General features: G+C 56.5%; 14 protein-coding genes and 4 tRNA genes. 5 read left to right on the top strand and 13 right to left on the bottom strand.

Annotation, left to right across the window (positions count from 1 at the left end):
• Positions 1-317 precede the first annotated feature (317 nt).
• The 5 genes from hemC to ACERY3_RS23615 all read left to right on the top strand — a co-directional run bounded on the left by hemC (position 318) and on the right by ACERY3_RS23615 (position 5,799).
• Entirely contained in the window at positions 318-1,259 is a 942-nt protein-coding gene (hemC, locus tag ACERY3_RS23635; RefSeq protein WP_373226594.1) for a hydroxymethylbilane synthase, read from the top strand.
• Positions 1,256-1,996: a uroporphyrinogen-III synthase gene (gene hemD, locus ACERY3_RS23630; protein WP_047059115.1), complete on the top strand. Its 741-nt coding sequence runs from the start codon at positions 1,256-1,258 to the stop codon at positions 1,994-1,996. Before hemC ends, hemD begins: the two co-directional genes overlap by 4 nt.
• Positions 1,997-2,016: 20 nt before the next feature.
• A complete protein-coding gene (gene hemX / locus ACERY3_RS23625) occupies positions 2,017-3,213 on the top strand; it encodes a uroporphyrinogen-III C-methyltransferase (RefSeq protein WP_058841031.1) in 1,197 nt (398 codons plus the stop codon).
• Between the two features lie 2 nt (positions 3,214-3,215).
• Positions 3,216-4,415, top strand: coding sequence for a protoheme IX biogenesis protein HemY (gene hemY, locus ACERY3_RS23620; protein ID WP_008501551.1), 1,200 nt, complete (start codon positions 3,216-3,218; stop codon positions 4,413-4,415).
• A 172-nt stretch (positions 4,416-4,587) separates the two neighbouring features.
• The gene (locus ACERY3_RS23615) at positions 4,588-5,799 is read left to right on the top strand and encodes a hypothetical protein (RefSeq protein ID WP_058841030.1); all 1,212 of its coding nucleotides are present in this window, start codon (positions 4,588-4,590) and stop codon (positions 5,797-5,799) included.
• 507 nt (positions 5,800-6,306) lie between these two features.
• Here ACERY3_RS23615 and ACERY3_RS23610 read toward each other — a convergent pair.
• The 13 genes from ACERY3_RS23610 to wecB all read right to left on the bottom strand — a co-directional run bounded on the left by ACERY3_RS23610 (position 6,307) and on the right by wecB (position 17,070).
• A tRNA-Pro gene (locus ACERY3_RS23610) sits at positions 6,307-6,383 on the bottom strand.
• 45 nt (positions 6,384-6,428) lie between these two features.
• Positions 6,429-6,514, bottom strand: a tRNA-Leu gene (locus ACERY3_RS23605).
• Between the two features lie 22 nt (positions 6,515-6,536).
• A tRNA-His gene (locus tag ACERY3_RS23600) sits at positions 6,537-6,612 on the bottom strand.
• 67 nt (positions 6,613-6,679) lie between these two features.
• Positions 6,680-6,756, bottom strand: a tRNA-Arg gene (locus tag ACERY3_RS23595).
• Between the two features lie 102 nt (positions 6,757-6,858).
• Positions 6,859-8,244 carry an amino acid permease gene (locus ACERY3_RS23590; RefSeq protein WP_023309635.1) on the bottom strand — a complete coding sequence of 462 codons (1,386 nt, stop codon included), beginning with the start codon at positions 8,242-8,244 and terminating at the stop codon, positions 6,859-6,861.
• 197 nt (positions 8,245-8,441) lie between these two features.
• Positions 8,442-9,182, bottom strand: a complete 741-nt coding sequence (wecG, locus tag ACERY3_RS23585) for a lipopolysaccharide N-acetylmannosaminouronosyltransferase (RefSeq protein ID WP_058841029.1) — start codon at positions 9,180-9,182, stop codon at positions 8,442-8,444.
• A gap of 12 nt (positions 9,183-9,194) precedes the next feature.
• On the bottom strand, positions 9,195-10,547 hold the full coding sequence (gene wzyE / locus ACERY3_RS23580) for an ECA oligosaccharide polymerase (RefSeq protein ID WP_058841028.1): 1,353 nt from the start codon (positions 10,545-10,547) through the stop codon (positions 9,195-9,197).
• Positions 10,544-11,623 (bottom strand): TDP-N-acetylfucosamine:lipid II N-acetylfucosaminyltransferase, encoded by a 1,080-nt coding sequence (locus ACERY3_RS23575; RefSeq protein ID WP_373226593.1) that lies wholly within the window; start codon positions 11,621-11,623, stop codon positions 10,544-10,546. The genes wzyE and ACERY3_RS23575 overlap by 4 nt, the downstream gene beginning before the upstream one ends.
• Positions 11,620-12,870, bottom strand: coding sequence for a lipid III flippase WzxE (gene wzxE, locus ACERY3_RS23570; RefSeq protein ID WP_058841026.1), 1,251 nt, complete (start codon positions 12,868-12,870; stop codon positions 11,620-11,622). Before wzxE ends, ACERY3_RS23575 begins: the two co-directional genes overlap by 4 nt.
• Position 12,871: 1 nt before the next feature.
• Positions 12,872-14,002 (bottom strand): dTDP-4-amino-4,6-dideoxygalactose transaminase, encoded by a 1,131-nt coding sequence (rffA, locus tag ACERY3_RS23565; RefSeq protein ID WP_023309640.1) that lies wholly within the window; start codon positions 14,000-14,002, stop codon positions 12,872-12,874.
• 4 nt (positions 14,003-14,006) lie between these two features.
• Complete coding sequence (gene rffC / locus ACERY3_RS23560; RefSeq protein WP_373226592.1) at positions 14,007-14,684, bottom strand: dTDP-4-amino-4,6-dideoxy-D-galactose acyltransferase; 678 nt, start codon at positions 14,682-14,684, stop codon at positions 14,007-14,009.
• A complete protein-coding gene (gene wecC, locus ACERY3_RS23555; protein WP_318592678.1) occupies positions 14,681-15,943 on the bottom strand; it encodes a UDP-N-acetyl-D-mannosamine dehydrogenase in 1,263 nt (420 codons plus the stop codon). The genes rffC and wecC overlap by 4 nt, the downstream gene beginning before the upstream one ends.
• The gene (gene wecB / locus ACERY3_RS23550) at positions 15,940-17,070 is read right to left on the bottom strand and encodes a non-hydrolyzing UDP-N-acetylglucosamine 2-epimerase (protein ID WP_024907964.1); all 1,131 of its coding nucleotides are present in this window, start codon (positions 17,068-17,070) and stop codon (positions 15,940-15,942) included. The genes wecC and wecB overlap by 4 nt, the downstream gene beginning before the upstream one ends.
• Positions 17,071-17,111 lie beyond the last annotated feature (41 nt).

Here is a 17,111-nt window from a genome sequence, read left to right as displayed (position 1 = left end):
CTATTCAAAACACGAATAACAGCGGACCCGCAGTATTTCAAAAAGATAACCGTTACCCTTTTTCGCCCTTATCATTTTTGGTGGTAGCGACGAAAAAATGGTCTAAAACGTGATCAATTTAACACCTTGCCGGTTGACCGTAAAGAAAGATGCGCTACATACAAGTGTAGCACCGTTCTGTACGTGTAAATTCCTGAATACGGCTCTGGCTGACGAATACGCCGCCTTGTCCCTCTCACGCTTCATCAACCGTAAAACTGCCATCCCAGAGTCAACAATGTTAGGATGGTTAGCGATTGATAATGACGGTAACAAGCATGTTAGACAATGTTTTGAGAATTGCCACACGCCAAAGCCCCCTCGCGCTCTGGCAGGCACATTATGTGAAGCAGCGCCTTGAAGCCTGCCACAGTGGATTGCGCGTCGAGCTGGTGCCGATGGTCACGCGCGGTGACGTGATCCTCGATACGCCCCTGGCGAAAGTGGGCGGCAAAGGCCTGTTTGTCAAAGAACTGGAACTGGCATTGCTTGAGAACCGCGCCGATATCGCCGTACATTCAATGAAAGACGTGCCCGTCGAGTTCCCGGAAGGGCTGGGGCTGGTGACCATCTGCGAGCGCGAAGATCCGCGCGATGCGTTTGTCTCTAACCACTATGACTCGCTCGACGCGCTGCCGGAGGGTAGCGTGGTTGGCACGTCCAGTTTACGCCGTCAGTGTCAGCTGGCAGAGCGCCGTCCTGACCTGATCATTCGCTCGCTGCGCGGTAACGTCGGCACGCGTCTGGGCAAGCTGGATAACGGCGATTACGATGCCATTATCCTCGCCGTTGCCGGCCTCAAGCGTCTGGGGCTGGAGGAACGCATTCGCGTGGCGTTGCCGCCAGAGCTGTCGCTGCCGGCCGTGGGCCAGGGTGCCGTCGGCATCGAGTGCCGTCTGGACGATGCGCGTACCCGCGAACTGCTCGCACCGCTGAACCATGACGAGACCGCTATCCGCGTAAAAGCCGAGCGTGCGATGAATACCCGCCTCGAAGGAGGATGTCAGGTACCGATTGGCAGCTATGCTGAATTAACAGAAGGTGAGCTGTGGCTGCGCGCGCTGGTGGGCGCTCCGGACGGTTCCCAGATGGTACGCGGCGAACGTCGCGGTAAAGCGCAAGATGCCGAGCAGCTTGGCGTGTCGCTGGCGGAAGAACTGCTGGATAACGGCGCCCGCGAGATTCTGGCTGACGTTTATAATGGAGAGCCCCCTGCATGAGTATTCTTGTCACCCGCCCTTCTCCCGCAGGAGAGCAGTTAGTGAGCCGTCTGCGCACACTGGGGCAGGTGGCCTGGAGTTTTCCGCTCATTGAATTCTCCCCCGGTCGGGAGCTCTCCGCGCTCGCCGACCAGATGAATACCCTTCAGGAAGGCGACCTGCTGTTTGCGCTGTCGCAACATGCCGTGGAATTTGCCCACGCGCAGCTGCAACAGCAGGGGTTGGCCTGGCCACTTGCCCCCCGCTATTTCGCGATTGGCCGCACAACGGCACTGGCGCTGCATACCGTAAGCAGCGCGGACGTTCGTTACCCGTTAGATCGGGAAATCAGCGAAGTCTTGCTACAATTACCTGAATTACAAACTATTGCCGGAAAGCGTGCGCTCATTTTGCGCGGCAACGGTGGCCGCGAACTGCTGGGCGAAACGCTGCGTGAACGTGGTGCAGACGTGACGTTCATTGAGTGCTATCAGCGCTGTGCAAAACACTACGATGGCGCGGAAGAGGCGATGCGCTGGCACGCGCGCGGCATTAATACGCTGGTGGTCACCAGCGGTGAAATGTTACAACAGCTTTGGTCGCTGATACCGCTCTGGTATCGCGAAAACTGGTTACTCCGCTGTCGGCTTCTGGTCGTCAGTGAGCGTCTGGCGAACCAGGCCCGGGAACTGGGCTGGCAGGATATTCGGATCGCTGATAACGCCGACAACGATGCGCTGCTGCGCGCATTACAATAACTCTCAAATGGGAAGCCATAATGACGGAACACGACAAATCCTCCGCCGTGGTTGAAGAGACCAGGGAGACTGTGGAAACGACGCCACAGCCAGAGACGACAGAGAAAACCGCTGAGAAGAAAAACGGCAGCAACAAAACGAGCCTCGCGCTGAGCGCGATTGCCATCGCTATTGCGCTGGCAGCAGGGGTTGGCCTGTACGGCCTGGTGAAGCAACAGGGTGCGAATCAGACGTCCACCAGCGATGCGCTGGTGAATCAGCTCACTGCCCTGCAAAAAGCGCAGGAGACGCAGAAAACCGAGCTGGAAACGGTGATTAAGCAGCAGGCCGCCGCGCTTGCCGAGGCGAACAGCAAACAGGAAGAGCTGGCTAAACAACTGGGCGACGTGCAGCAGAAAGTCGCTACGATTTCCGGTACCGATGCCAAAACCTGGCTGCTCTCGCAGGCTGACTTCCTGGTGAAGCTCGCCGGGCGTAAGCTCTGGAGCGATCAGGACGTCACCACCGCCGCGGCGCTGCTGAAAAGCGCCGATGCGAGCCTGGCAGACATGAACGACCCGAGCCTTATCACGGCCCGTCGCGCGATCACCGAGGACATCGCCAGCCTCTCCGCCGTCTCGCAGGTGGATTACGACGGCATTATCCTCAAGGTGAACCAGCTGTCGAATCAAATTGATAACCTGCAGCTGGCGGATAATAACGACGACGACTCCCCGATGGATTCCGACGGTACCGAGCTTTCCAGCTCCCTGAGCGAATGGCGCATAAACCTGCAGAAAAGCTGGCAGAACTTTATGGACAGCTTCATCACTATCCGCCGTCGCGACGAAACCGCCGTGCCGCTGCTGGCGCCGAACCAGGATATCTATCTGCGCGAGAACATCCGTTCCCGCCTGCTGGTAGCGGCTCAGGCCGTGCCGCGTCATCAGGAAGAGACGTACAAACAGGCGCTGGATAACGTCTCGACGTGGGTCCGCGCCTACTACAACACCGATGATGCGACGACCACCGCCTTCCTCGAAGACATTGATAAGCTGAGCCAGCAGAACATCACCATGAACGTGCCGGATAAGCTGGCCAGCCAGCCGATTCTGGAGAAACTGATGCAGACGCGCGTACGTAACCTGCTGGCGCAGCCGGGCGTACCGGCAGAGCCGTCAGGCGGAGCGGAACCTGCTCCGGTTCCGGCGCCTGAAAGCGCACCACAAGGAGAGTAATGATGCTAAAAGTTCTCTTACTCTTCATCCTGCTGATCGCCGGGATCGTGCTGGGACCTATGCTTGCGGGTCATCAGGGTTACGTCCTGATCCAGACGGATAACTACAACATTGAAACCAGCGTAACCGGCCTGACGATCATTCTGATCCTCGGCGTGGTGGTGCTGTTTGCGATTGAGTGGATCCTGCGCCGCATTTTCCGCACCGGAGCCCACACGCGCGGCTGGTTCGTTGGCCGCAAACGCCGCCGCGCCCGCAAGCAGACCGAACAGGCGCTGCTTAAGCTTGCCGAGGGTGACTATCAGCAGGTTGAAAAGCTGATGTCGAAAAACGCCGATCATGCCGAACAGCCGGTGGTGAATTATCTGCTCGCTGCCGAAGCGGCGCAGCAGCGCGGTGACGAAGCCCGCGCCAATCAGCATCTGGAGCGGGCGGCAGAGCTGGCCCACGGCGACCCGATTCCTGTAGAAATCACGCGCGTTCGCCTGCAGCTGGCGCGCAATGAAAATCACGCGGCGCGTCACGGTATCGATCGCCTGCTGGAAGTTGCGCCACGTCATCCGGAAGTGCTGCGTCTTGCCGAGCAGGCGTATATTCGTACCGGCGCCTGGGGTTCGCTGCTGGACATCATTCCGTCGATGGCGAAGGCCGAGGTGGGCGACGATGAACATCGTGATGAGCTTCAGCGTCTTGCATGGATTGGCCTGATGGATCAGGCGCGCGCCGACCTGGGCAGCGACGGTCTGAAAACGTGGTGGAAGAATCAGAGCCGTAAGACGCGCCAGCAGGTTCCTCTGCAGGTCGCCATGGCGGAACATCTTATTGAATGTGACGATCATGACACGGCTCAGGAGATCCTTCTCGATGGCCTGAAGCGCCAGTATGACGATCGTCTGGTGATGGTGATCCCGCGTCTGAAAACCAATAATCCTGAGCAAATCGAAAAAGTGCTGCGTCAGCAGATTAAAACCGTCGGTGACCGCCCGCTGCTGTGGAGCACGCTCGGTCAGTCGCTGATGAAGCACGGAGAATGGCAGGAGGCGAGCCTCGCCTTCCGCGCGGCGCTGAAGCAGCGTCCGGACGCGTTTGATTACGCGTGGCTTGCCGATACGCTGGACAAGCAGCACAAGCCGGAAGAGGCAGCCGCCATGCGGCGTGATGGGTTGCTGTTAACGCTGCAAAATAACGGTACGCAGCAGTAAATAAAAAGGAGGCCAGATGGCCTCCTTTTTTTATCGCCTTTCTCCTGCTACATTCTTTACACACACATCTGCAAACGAACCCGCCAATGTAACGATGTCTTTTCATTAACCTTTTTTCACACACGCGCACATTTTGCAGCGTGGACTAAATCGTTTTTGAAAGGAAATCTCCATGAACTCGCTTTTGTATGCGCTTATCCAGGCGCTGCGCTGCCACCGCTGGCTGCGCCTGCTTGCCTGTGCTTTTATCTTTTCTTCGCTGGGGAATGGCTTAACCCAGGTCGTGGTCTTCGGTTTGCTGCTGGCGTGGTCAGCCCCGCCCGCTCTGCTCACTCTCGCTTTTCTTTTCGCTACGGTACCAGGGTTCATCGGCAGCATCTTAGGCGAAAAACTGTGCTCGCGCTTTTCGCCGATATCGCTGCTGATACTGACCGAGGTGCTGGGCTTGCTCGCCCTGCTCTTTCCCCTGCTTGGCGTGGGTTATCACAGCGTTGCCGCATTGCTCGCCGTGCAATCCACCGAAGCCCTGCTCAGCGGGATGAGCTGGCCCGCGCTGACATTGCTCTTTAAGCGCGGTCTCAGCGAAGCGGAGCTGCCCGCTGCAACCTGTCTGGAAAATGTGATTTTTGCTTCTCAGGTGTTGTTAGGGACCGGACTCGGCGTGGTGCTGTTTCAGAAGACATCCGTGTTTACCCTGCTGGCTATTGATGCCGCCAGCTTTCTGGGCTCATTAGTACTGCTATGGCTGGCTGGACGCCGGTTTTCTCCGGCACCACATCCCACCGCTATGGAAAGGGGAGTTTCTGCAACATTACGCTGGCAGGCGTTGACCGTTCGGCAAAAACGCAGTCTGCTCATCCTGCCGGCGCTGGCCGCCGTCGGCTCACCGGCCATGGCGCTTCTTCCTGCACTGGCCCAGCAGCTCCGTCCTCAGGATGCGGCGGGCCTTGCTTTGCCTCTACTTTTCGCGAGGAGTCTGGGGCAGCTTTGTGGCCCCCTGCTGCTAAAAAAAGAGAGCCTGACGCGCTTTGCGGCCCACACGCCGCGAATAATCGTTTGCCTGAGTATCTTTCTGGCCGCTTATGGCATGCTGCCGTTTTTGTCCGGGTGGACGATATGTGCGCTGGGGATGATCTTTATCGCGCATCTGGCCTCGAATGTTCTCTTCGCAGCGGGCACGTTTGGGGTACTCAGTAGTTTTTCTCTCACGCAAACCGCTTCGGCCAGCGGTAAAGCCTGGCGCTGGCAAACGCTCAGCGCCTCTCTTTTCACCGGCATTGCAGCGGCGGTGGCTTCAGGGTTTGGCTCCGTACAGGCGCTCTATGCTGTTTCTGCATCGGCCCTGCTGATGGTTGCCCTGATCATGCGCCTGTATCGGGAATAAGGCATAAAAAAACGCCTGCTATAAAAGCAGGCGTTAAAACAGGTCTGTAAGACAACATATTTGGTGCTTCACTCAACGTTGTGTCCATGGTGTCTGATGAGGCCGAAGCGACATCTGTCAGTGGACGATAAGCACCGTAAATGGCTCTGCGTCATTCCTGAGTTTATGAGGCACTAAGGCGAACATAAGAGATGGAATGAGCATCTACACGCATATTATTGCACGTAACGTGCCAACATAACACCCAGAACTTTTACATGACGCAACATTTTAAGATAAAAGGAAATTATTCTGCTAAGCGCCGCCTTAAGCGCTACAACGTAGCGGGAAAAGGCGGGAATATGTCGCCAGGAGGAGACAGCAAAACCCATAAATGGTTATTTGTTTAATTTTCAATGAGTTGGATGTCGCAGGATTGCGACAATGAAAAAGGACGTGGTTGGGGAATAACGACAGGGATGAAGAATCGCAGAAAACAAAAAACCCCGCCGAAGCGGGGTTCAAAATTGGTCGGCGAGAGAGGATTCGAACCTCCGACCCACTGGTCCCAAACCAGTTGCGCTACCAAGCTGCGCTACTCGCCGATGTACTGCTTTTTGAATTTTTAGTTCAATTCATTTAAAAAGTCGTGGTGCGAGGGGGGGGACTCGAACCCCCACATCCAAAGGACACTAACACCTGAAGCTAGCGCGTCTACCAATTCCGCCACCTTCGCAATTCACAACTCTTTCAAATAATGGGGTGGCTAATGGGATTCGAACCCACGACAACTGGAATCACAATCCAGGGCTCTACCAACTGAGCTATAGCCACCACTGTATTCTTTCACGCGGTACTGACTACTTCTCAGACCACCGCAGCTCTAGCGCCGGGACTAAAATGGCGCGCCCGACAGGATTCGAACCTGAGACCTCTGCCTCCGGAGGGCAGCGCTCTATCCAGCTGAGCTACGGGCGCTTAGCGCCGTTGCGGGGCTGGATATTACGTACCTCCGTCCCCGCTGTCTAGTGCTTTTTTGAAAAAAATGCGCGTTTGGTTATGGTTTGCACATTTTGCCGCTTATTCCTCCACTTTCTGCGTGGTGCCGCGGCGACCCAGGCCAAAAAGCTTATATGCGGCCGTCACAGCCGCCAGGAAGATCATCCCGACAAACAGCGACATGCGGGTATCTTCATTAAAGTACATGCCGATTAATACGCAAATCAGGAACGCCATCGTCAAATAGTTCGCATAGGGGAACAGAATTGAGCGGAACGGATGGCTTTCAATCGCTTTTTTATGCGCATGACGGAAACGCAGCTGGCTGATAAGGATAACAAACCACGGCACCATGCCCGGCAGTACGCTGGCGCTGTAGACGTAAACGAACACGCGCTGCGGGTTAGGAATGATGTAATTCAGGCAAGAGCCAATCAGCAGGATTACAATGGAGACCGCCACACCCGCCACCGGTACGCCGGCACGTGAGACTTTACTCATCGCCGCAGGCAGCTGGTTATTCTTCGAAAGCGCATAGAGCATACGCCCGCAGCTGTACATCCCGCTGTTACAGCCTGACAGCGCTGCCGTCAGGACCACAAAGTTGATGATACCCGCCGCCGCCGTGATACCAATTTTGGCGAAGGTTAATACAAACGGGCTACCCGTCGTGCCAATTTCGTTCCACGGGAAGATGGTCACGATGACGAAGATCGCGCCCACATAGAAAATCAGGATACGCCACAGCACTTTGCCCACCGCGCTACGCAGCGTGACCTGCGGGTTTTTCGCTTCACCGGCGGTAATACCGATCAGCTCCACGCCCTGATACGAGGCTACAACGATACACAGCGCCGTCAGGAAGCCCTTCCAGCCGCCGGCGAAGAAGCCGCCGTTTTCGGTCAGGTTGCCAAAGCCGATAGCGTGTCCACCGTTGCCAAAGCCGAAGAAAATCACGCCCAGACCGACGACAATCATCACGATAATCGTGGTGACTTTGATCATTGCGAACCAGAACTCAATTTCACCGTAAAGGCGCACGGCTGCCAGGTTTGCCAGCGCCACCAGCCCCACGGCAATGAGCGCGGGTATCCACTGGACCATGTCCGGGAACCAGAACTGGACGTAGACCCCTATCGCGGTGATCTCTGAGATGCCCACCGCCATCCACATAAACCAGTATGACCAGGCCGTCAGGTAGCCGAAGAACGGGCTCATATAGCGATGCGCGTAAACGGCGAAAGAGCCGGTTACCGGCTCCAGGAAGAGCATTTCGCCCATGGAACGCATAATGAAGAAAACAAACAGCCCGGCGATAATATACGCCAGTAATACGGAAGGGCCTGCCCATTTGAGCGTGCTTGCGGAGCCCATAAACAGGCCCACGCCGATAGTGCCGCCCAGCGCTATCAGTTCAATATGACGAGCTTCCAGCCCACGCTGTAGCTCCGGTTGTTTCTCTGCCATAGATCCTCGATTGTGTTTGCTGTTTCCCGGCTTAATACCGGGTATTGTTTTTTAGGGGTACTAAAATACGGAGCGAATGGTTTCCTAAAATCTGCCAAATGGCAAACGATGCATTAAAAAAATGAATGCATTGCACAGATTATCAGCAGTTTTGCAGGCAAGTTGCAGCGCGAATAGCATATCGCGCTACATTTTGATTACATTTTGCCGGTGTAATGCCAGGCGAGGTAGCGAAGCAGACGGATCTGTCGTGTAATGCGCGTCGGTTGCGATAGCAGGCGGTACAGCCACTCCAGCCCCAGATTTTGCCAGACCTTTGGCGCACGCTTAACGTGGCCGGTAAAGACGTCGTACGTGCCGCCGACGCCCATATAGAGAGCATCCGGACAGACCAGACGGCAGTCGCGCATCAGGATCTCCTGGCGCGGGGAGCCCATCGCCACGGTGACAATTTTCGCCCCGCTGTCACGAACGCGCTCAAACAGAGCCTGTCGATCTTCCGGTTTGAAGTAACCATCCTGGCTGCCGACAATATTAACATTCCATTGACGACGCAGTTTCTCCTCCGTCTGGGCCAGTATTTCCGGCTTTCCGCCAATCAGGAACACGGGCGTACCCTGCGCACCTGCGCGGGCCATAAGCTGCTCCCAGAGATCGGCCCCCGCCACGCGGGATACATTAGCGTCAGGATACTTTTTACGGATAGAGCGGACCACGCTGATCCCGTCCGCGTATTTAAATTCAGCCGCTTCAATCAGGCTTTTGACTTCCGCATTATCCTCAACCGCCAGCATTTTTTCCGCGTTGATGGCCACCAGCGTACCGGATTTCATCTGGCCGTCGGCGAACAGAAAGTCCAGCGCGTGCTGCATGTCGCGCCAGCCAATAAGCTGCAGGCCACGTAGCGCGTAGCGCGGTGCAGAAATTTTATCAGTCATTACTATCCTTACTCAGACTTGCGACAGCGTTGTGCTGCCCTGCCGCTCGCGCTTGCGCACAAGACCTGCGCTGTCAAACAGCCAGTACAACAGTTTGGCCAGCAACAGGCAGAGGCCGAAAACGACCATGAAGAACACCACGCGCGAAACGAACGAGTCCAGCCCTTCGCGCGCCAGAACGATCATATTGAAAATGGCACCAAAGCAGAAACTGTGCAAAATGGCGGCTTTATAGCGGTTTGTCTCTTCGTTGCCGCGCAGATAAAGCCAGTCGAACCACTTGATAATCAGCCCCACGGCAACTGCACCGGGCAGAATGAACCACGCGCCCCCCATCACCACCAGGGAACCAATCAGCGTTGGCGAGATTGCCAGACCGGAATGGTTGTTCAGCACTTCCCAGGTAAAGTAATTTGCCGTGTTAAGCACCACGCCAGGCCGGTCCGGCCATAGCCAGGAAGGGATAAAGACGTAGAAGTCGCGAACAATCGGCGCCAGCCCCTGGAAATCAATCTTGTCGTAGTTTTGCAGCAGCAATGCCAGATTTTCCCACGGCGAGAAGGTATCACGCGTCAGGTAGAGGAACGTGTAAAACGCCTCATCGCCCGCCACGTTCATCCCGTAGCGCTTCAGCGCCAGCCAGAACATCCCGACAATGCCAAACACGCCTGCCGCAACCAGCATCCACAGCGAGATCCAGCCGCGGATGATGCCGATAAACAGGAAGATGGCGAAGGCGATGATGATGTTCGCGCGCGTGCCGCCCACAATCATGTAGGTCAGAATGCCAAACGCGACGGTGCTGACCAGAAAGAACAGCCACGCTTTGCTGTCCTGACGCAGGAAAAAGACCACCAGCATCGCCGGAATGAAGAAGTAGAAGAAACGCTTAAGCGCCACGCCCGAGACTTCGGCCGAAAAAATCTGGCTGTAGGAGTGGAGCTTAAACAGCAGAAAGCCGTTATGCATGAAGAAGATACCGACGCTGACCAGGGCGATGGTCATCAGCATCACCCACGTCAGGTGGGTTTCCACCCGATTCATGGTAAAAAGCGGCCGACGCGGGACTGCAGCCTGCGCTGAACGCAGACGCGTTTTATAGGTGACGTAGTAGACGGCATAGAAGCAGGTCGCCGCCAGAAGCGCCTGGAGCAGGATTTCCGGCGGTGCGACGCTCACGTCAAAACGGAAGACCAGAATGCTGGTCAGCGGGAAGCCGAAAAAGAAGGTCAGCAGAAACAGTAACGAGAAGAATACGTTAAAGTTGAACCGCACCCGGCGGAATTCAAACCAGGTAAGCGTGGCGATAAACAGGGCGCTCAGAAGCCAGACAACCAGTAAGCCGCTGAATTGCAACTGACTCATGCTTTGTCTCCTGAAGCGGTACGCAGCGCGCGGCGCCACGGCGTGAGGTAATTCGGGCTGAAAAAATCGATGCTATTTTTATCCACCAGCGTGAGCTGGCGTTGGGCTTCCCGTACCACCTCGACATTCAGCGTGTCTGAGGTAAACAGCACCGGAATATGCTGCTCGGCCATGTCCTGCCAGAACGGGTTGTCGCGGTTGAGCACGCACGGTACACCCGCCTGAATCAGCAGACACAGCGTGCCGATTCCCTGCTGTCGGGCGAAGATGAAATAGCCAAGATCGCATTTTCTCAGCAGCGCAAGATACTCATCAAATTCCAGCCTATCGCTGAGGATGTGCAGATTTTCTGCACTAAACAGCGCAAGTCCCTGCTGGCGAACCTCAGCAATATAGGCGTCGTTGTTGGCAGGATAGCCCATCGGCACCACCACGTTCACCGTGTCGCCAAACTGCTGATGCACCGCCCTGAGCGCCGCGACGTGTTCGTTACTGCGATCGCCGGAATTCCCCACCAGGATCGTTAGCTTGCCTTCACGCACCGCGTCATTCGCCATGGCGTTCAGCGCCGGATCCATGCGGGTTGGGAAATAGAGTAGTTCTCCGCGCACGTTCGGGTGCTGTTTAGCAAAATAGTTGAGATCGCCACGGGTGGCAAACACACAGCCCACGCGCCCCTGCGCCATGCGGCGCAGCGGATAGAAAAGACGGAATTTCCAGCCGCGGGAGACTTCGTAGAGATCGGCTCCCCAGATATGCCAGCTGCACTGGGAGGGTTTAATCCCCCCGCTGAGCAGCGCCAGCCACAGGCCGGTATTGAACTGCCCGTGGAAAAAGAAACGTTGCTTACGATCCGCCTTGGCTCTGGCAACGACCGCCTTCGCCAGCGCGGCCTTATCCGGCCAGAAGCGAATCGTCAGCGCCGGAAACGCCTCGCTCAGGCCCTTATCCTGACCTGCAACCATAAACTCACGCGCATCAGGATTACCCGATGCGAGCTCGTCGTTGAAGAACCGCAAAACGGTCTGGTTATGGTGTGGGATATCCGATCCCAGGATGTGAATCAGTGCAGTCATGCGCGTTTACGCCACAATAAAAATACGCCGCAACAGGCAGCGAAATAAACGATATAGGTTGCCATGTAGGCCTGAGCCGCCCCCAGCGCACCGTGCGCGGGTATCAGCCAGTGTGAAAATGCTGTCAGTAACGCAAACTGGCTAATTTCCGCCAGGATATACATCCGCAGGGACGCTTTTGCAATCACCAGATAGCCGAAAACGTAAGCACCCACTTTCAGCACATCACCCACCAGCTGCCAGGCAAAGAGATCGCGCATGGCGGTGAACTTCGCCGAGAACAGCAGCCAGATAGCGACATCGCGCAGTAGCCAGACGGTAAAGCTGGCCGCCGCGACGGCTGGCAGCACAAAGCGCAGCGATCGGAAAATCTCACGGGTAATATCCTGTCTGGACGTCAGACGCGATAAGGTTGGCAGCAGGTAAACGCTAAAGGAAGCCGTAATAAACTGGAGATAGGCGTCGGAAATACTGCTTACGCCCTGCCAGATCCCCACTTCATCCCAGCTATAATGCGCCGCCAGCAAATTTCGCATCATCACGTAGGCTACCGGCAGCGTGACGGAGGTGATGAGCGCCATCAGGGTAAATTTACCCAGCTGGCTGGCAAGCATCGTGTCCCATTGCGGTTTCAGGTAGCTCAGAGGGATGACGCCCCGACGCATCAGCATCAATGCCGCAGGCACAACAACCAGTGCCGGGACCAGCGCCAGCCCCAGCAGTGCGCCTTCATAGCCGCCCAGGCGATAGCAAAAGTAATAGGCAATCACGCCGATGACGCTGCCCAGGATTAAGGCAAGCGCGTTCCCGGCGGCATCACGAAAACCTTTCATCAGCGCCAGCAGCAGGTTAGCCCAGGCAATGCCCATCTGAACCAACGCGACCAGACGCACCAGCCCCTGATAATGGGTGTGCCCGAACAATCCCTGGCTGATGGGCGCCGCCGCCAGCAGAAAGACAATCGCCATCAGGGTCGAAAAACCCGTGACCATCGCCGAAGAGGTACCCACCACCCTGCGCAGCTGAGCCGCATCATCGTGATACTGAGCAACGTATTTGGTGACGCCGTTGAAGATACCGGCGCCGGCCAGCACGCCAAGGACGGTGACAAGCTGGCGGAAATTACCTGCCAGCCCGACACCAGAGGGGCCAAATGAGACGGCCAACAGCTTGACGACCAGTAGCCCGGCGCCAATTTTTACAAGCGTGGACGCGGCGGTCCACACCGATGCTTTTGCCAGAGACATATCAGCCGAAATAACTCAGAAGGGTATTAATCACCGTACGCTGGTTAACAGGCGCGAGGTTGTAGAACAGTGGCAGGCGAAGCAAACGCTCACTTTCTTTCGTGGTGTAACGATCTTCACCCGCGAACGTGCCAAACGCTTCGCCGGCCGGGCTGGAGTGCAGCGGGATGTAGTGGAACACCGCCATAATTTCGGCCTCTTTCAGCCAGGCGATGAGCTCGCTGCGGTCGTCGTTATCGCGCAGCTTGATGTAGAACATATGCGCGTTGTGGACGCAATCTGCCGGGATGGTCGGCAGCTCAATACGCCCGGCTTTGGCCAGAGGCTCAAGCGCATCGTAATACGTTTGCCACAGGGAAAGACGCTGAAGGTTGATACGTTCCGCCGCTTCCAGCTGCGCCCACAGATACGCCGCCTGCAGATCCGCCATCAGATAGCTGGAGCCGATATCGCGCCAGGTGTATTTATCTACCTGTCCCCGGAAGAACTGGCTGCGGTTGGTGCCTTTTTCGCGGATCACCTCCGCACGCTCCACGAGAGCCCGGTCGTTAATCAGCGTCGCGCCACCTTCTCCACCCGCCGTGTAGTTTTTGGTTTCGTGGAAGCTAAAGCAGCCGATGTGGCCGATCGTGCCCAGTGCGCGTCCCTTGTAGGTGGACATCACGCCCTGCGCGGCATCTTCCACCACGAAAAGATTATGTTTTTTGGCGATGGCCATGATGGTGTCCATTTCACAGGCCACGCCCGCGTAGTGAACCGGCACGATCGCGCGCGTTTTGTCGGTGATCGCCGCTTCAATCAGCGTCTCATCAATGTTCATGGTGTCCGGGCGGATATCCACAAAGACGATTTTCGCTCCGCGCAGGACAAAGGCGTTTGCGGTGGAAACGAAGGTATAGCTCGGCATAATCACTTCATCACCGGGCTGGATATCCAGCAGCAGCGCCGCCATTTCCAGCGATGCCGTACAGGATGGGGTCAGCAGCACTTTGGCGCTGCGAAAACGCTGTTCCATCCACTGCTGACAGCGACGGGTAAAACCGCCGTCACCACAGAGTTTGCCGCTGCCCATGGCAGACTGCATATAGTCGAGTTCAGTTCCGACAACGGGTGGTGCGTTAAATGGAATCATCTTGTCACCTGTATAACCAGTAGGCGGTGGCGTCGATGTTGGCACCACTCGCAATATAACGTTTAAGCGCGGCGGTGTTGCCCAGTTGGGTCGCGACCCGCAGCGTCGCAAGCTGTTGCTGCTGCGCCCAGTGCAGCGCCGCCTGCATGAGTTTTTCACCCATGCCGCGCCCGGCTAATAAGCCGATACGCGCCTCGCGCTCGTTGAGCTTACGCAGCGAGACGAACCCCTGGATTTGACCGTCCACTGCACGAAAAACCAGGCAGACGTGGTCAAAGGTGCCTTTGACCGCATTTTCTATCCACTGGGCATAGAAACGTCCGCTATCGTCAGGTGCATACCAGGGCGCACGAAAGCGGCTCTGAGCAAATGCCTGGGCCGCCATCTGCCGCAGCACGGGGATGTCCTGCTCTCTTGCAATTTCCGCGCCGGACGCATCGTGCCGGGTAAGGTTAATGGAAAGGTCTACCTCACCTTCAACCAGCTGAAAGCCGTGTTGCTGGAGCGCATCAAGCAGATCGGCTCGCTCCGCCGGGATCTTAGCCTGCACCCGTTGCCAGGCGATAAAATCCGGTTCAGCCAGCACCGACGCATCATCACGCAGACGCACGATGGCCGACGGCAGGCCGAAAAAGGCACTCTCCCACTGCAGGGACTCGAGCACCCCATTCAGGCTGTTCAACGCCAGACACCTTTGGTATCCACAATATACTGCTGACGAACGGCATCGCCGGACGTTGCTTTAAACTCTTTATGATCCACCAGCAGCACCAGCACGTCCGCCGTCGCCAGCGCGTCGTCCAGCGCCGTCAGCGTGCAGTGTCCCGCCAGTTTTGCCGGCAATTGATGGATATTCGGCTCAACCACCAGCGTTTCACCCTTGTGCCATTCGGCAATCATCTCAGCAATTTCCATCGCCGGGCTTTCACGCAGATCGTCAATATTGGGTTTGAATGCCAGACCAAAGCAGGCAATTTTCAGCTCGCTGGCGCGCTTGCCGCTCTCTGCCAGACAATCCGCTACCGTCGCTTTAACCTGATTGAGTACCCAGTGAGGCTTGCTGTCGTTCACTTCACGCGCGGTGCGAATCAGACGCGCCTGCGCCGGATTTTGCGCCACGATAAACCACGGGTCGACGGCGATACAGTGTCCGCCCACGCCCGGACCTGGCTGGAGAATATTCACGCGCGGATGGCGATTCGCCAGACTAATCAGCTCCCAGACGTTAATCCCCTGATCGGCACAGATCAGCGACAGTTCGTTCGCAAAGGCGATATTGACGTCGCGGAAGCTGTTCTCCGTCAGCTTGCACATCTCGGCGGTGCGGGAGTTGGTCACCACGCACTCACCTTCCAGGAAAATCTTGTACAGCGCGCTGGCACGTTCGGAACAGACGGGCGTCATACCGCCAATGACGCGGTCGTTTTTAATCAGTTCGACCATGACCTGACCCGGTAACACGCGCTCCGGACAGTAGGCGATGTTGATATCCGCCTGTTCACCCGCCTGCTGCGGGAAGCTTAAATCAGGGCGCGCGTCGGCCAGCCACTGTGCCATCTGCTCGGTAGCGCCGACCGGAGAGGTTGATTCCAGGATCACCAGCGCCCCTTTCTTCAGCACAGGCGCGATGGATTTTGCCGCCGCCTCGACGAACGCCATGTCGGGCTCGTGGTCGCCTTTAAATGGAGTGGGGACGGCAATCAGATAGGCATCCGCTTCAACTGGCGTCGTGCTGGCACGCAGGAAGCCCCCCTCCACCGCCTCTTTCACCACGCGGTCAAGATCGGGCTCCACAATATGAATCTCGCCACGGTTAATGGTTTCTACCGCCCGTGCGTTGATATCCACACCGACAACCTGTTTCTGACGAGAGGCGAACGCGGCCGCAGTAGGCAAGCCAATGTAGCCAAGACCGATGACAGAGATGGTAGTAAAACTCATAGCGATACCCGATTGTGTTTAAGTGCATGCAAAATACGGCCACAGGCCTGCCCGTCTCCGTACGGATTATGAGCCCGGCTCATCGCCTGATACGCTTCATCGTCATGCAGCAGGCGCGTGACCTCTTCGACGATGAGCTGCGCGTTGGTGCCGACCAGCCGCACCGTACCGGCTTTGACGGCTTCAGGACGTTCGGTCGTTTCACGCATCACCAGCACCGGTTTGCCGAGGGATGGCGCTTCTTCCTGAATGCCGCCGGAATCGGTGAGGATCAGCCAGGCGTGGTTCATCAGCCAGACAAACGGCATGTAGTCCTGAGGTTCAATCAGAAGGACATTTTCGACATGGCCCAGGATCCGGTTAACCGGCTCGCTGACGTTAGGGTTAAGGTGTACTGGATAGACAATTTGCACATCATCGTTCTGCGCGGCGATTTCAGCCAGCGCGTGACAGATTTGCTCGAAACCCCGGCCAAAGCTTTCGCGACGGTGGCCAGTAACCAGAATGGTTTTTTTACCGTTGTGAAGGAACGGATAGCGGGCAGCGAGCTCTTTCTGAAGATCGCTATTTGCCAGGACGCGGTCACGTACCCAAATTAACGCGTCAATGACCGTATTGCCGGTCACAAAGATTTTGTTATCGGCGATATTTTCACGCAGCAGGTTCTGACGGGAGTTTTCCGTTGGCGCAAAGTGGTACATCGCCAGATGACCCGTTAACGTGCGGTTGGCCTCCTCCGGCCACGGCGAATAAAGATTGCCGGTACGCAGACCCGCCTCAACATGCCCCACGGGAATTCGCTGGTAAAACGCGGCCAGGCTTGTCGCCACGGTTGTGGTGGTGTCACCGTGAACCAGCACCACGTCAGGCTTGAATGACTCCAGGATCGGCTTTAGCTCTTGCAGAATACGACAGGTTATTTCCGTTAATCCTTGCCCCGGTTTCATAATATTAAGGTCGTAATCCGGGACGATGGAGAAGAGCGTTAAAACCTGATCGAGCATCTCACGGTGTTGGGCAGTGACGCACACTTTCGCTTCAATATCAGGATCGCAGGCCAGCGCATGAACCAGAGGTGCCATCTTAATGGCCTCCGGCCTGGTGCCAAATACGGTTAGTACTTTCACATCGATTCTCTTCGATTAGGCGATGAAGGCCGCAGCCTTCA

It is taken from the genome of Enterobacter cloacae complex sp. ESBL7 (genome assembly GCF_041679625.1).
In the GTDB taxonomy this organism is placed as follows: Bacteria; Pseudomonadota; Gammaproteobacteria; order Enterobacterales; family Enterobacteriaceae; genus Enterobacter; species Enterobacter asburiae_B.
Note: the sequence above shows the minus strand (reverse complement) of the source record. Positions and strands in the feature narration are given on the sequence as shown.

Coding starts and splice junctions, on each gene's coding strand:
- hemX (WP_058841031.1), top strand. CDS start 2,017: ATGACGGAACACGACAAATCCTCCGCCGTGGTTGAAGAGACCAGGGAG.
- hemY (WP_008501551.1), top strand. CDS start 3,216: ATGCTAAAAGTTCTCTTACTCTTCATCCTGCTGATCGCCGGGATCGTG.
- wzyE (WP_058841028.1), bottom strand. CDS start 10,547: ATGAGTCAGTTGCAATTCAGCGGCTTACTGGTTGTCTGGCTTCTGAGC.
- rffA (WP_023309640.1), bottom strand. CDS start 14,002: ATGATTCCATTTAACGCACCACCCGTTGTCGGAACTGAACTCGACTAT.
- ACERY3_RS23575 (WP_373226593.1), bottom strand. CDS start 11,623: ATGACTGCACTGATTCACATCCTGGGATCGGATATCCCACACCATAAC.
- wecG (WP_058841029.1), bottom strand. CDS start 9,182: ATGACTGATAAAATTTCTGCACCGCGCTACGCGCTACGTGGCCTGCAG.
- ACERY3_RS23590 (WP_023309635.1), bottom strand. CDS start 8,244: ATGGCAGAGAAACAACCGGAGCTACAGCGTGGGCTGGAAGCTCGTCAT.
- ACERY3_RS23615 (WP_058841030.1), top strand. CDS start 4,588: ATGAACTCGCTTTTGTATGCGCTTATCCAGGCGCTGCGCTGCCACCGC.
- wzxE (WP_058841026.1), bottom strand. CDS start 12,870: ATGTCTCTGGCAAAAGCATCGGTGTGGACCGCCGCGTCCACGCTTGTA.
- hemD (WP_047059115.1), top strand. CDS start 1,256: ATGAGTATTCTTGTCACCCGCCCTTCTCCCGCAGGAGAGCAGTTAGTG.
- wecC (WP_318592678.1), bottom strand. CDS start 15,943: ATGAGTTTTACTACCATCTCTGTCATCGGTCTTGGCTACATTGGCTTG.
- hemC (WP_373226594.1), top strand. CDS start 318: ATGTTAGACAATGTTTTGAGAATTGCCACACGCCAAAGCCCCCTCGCG.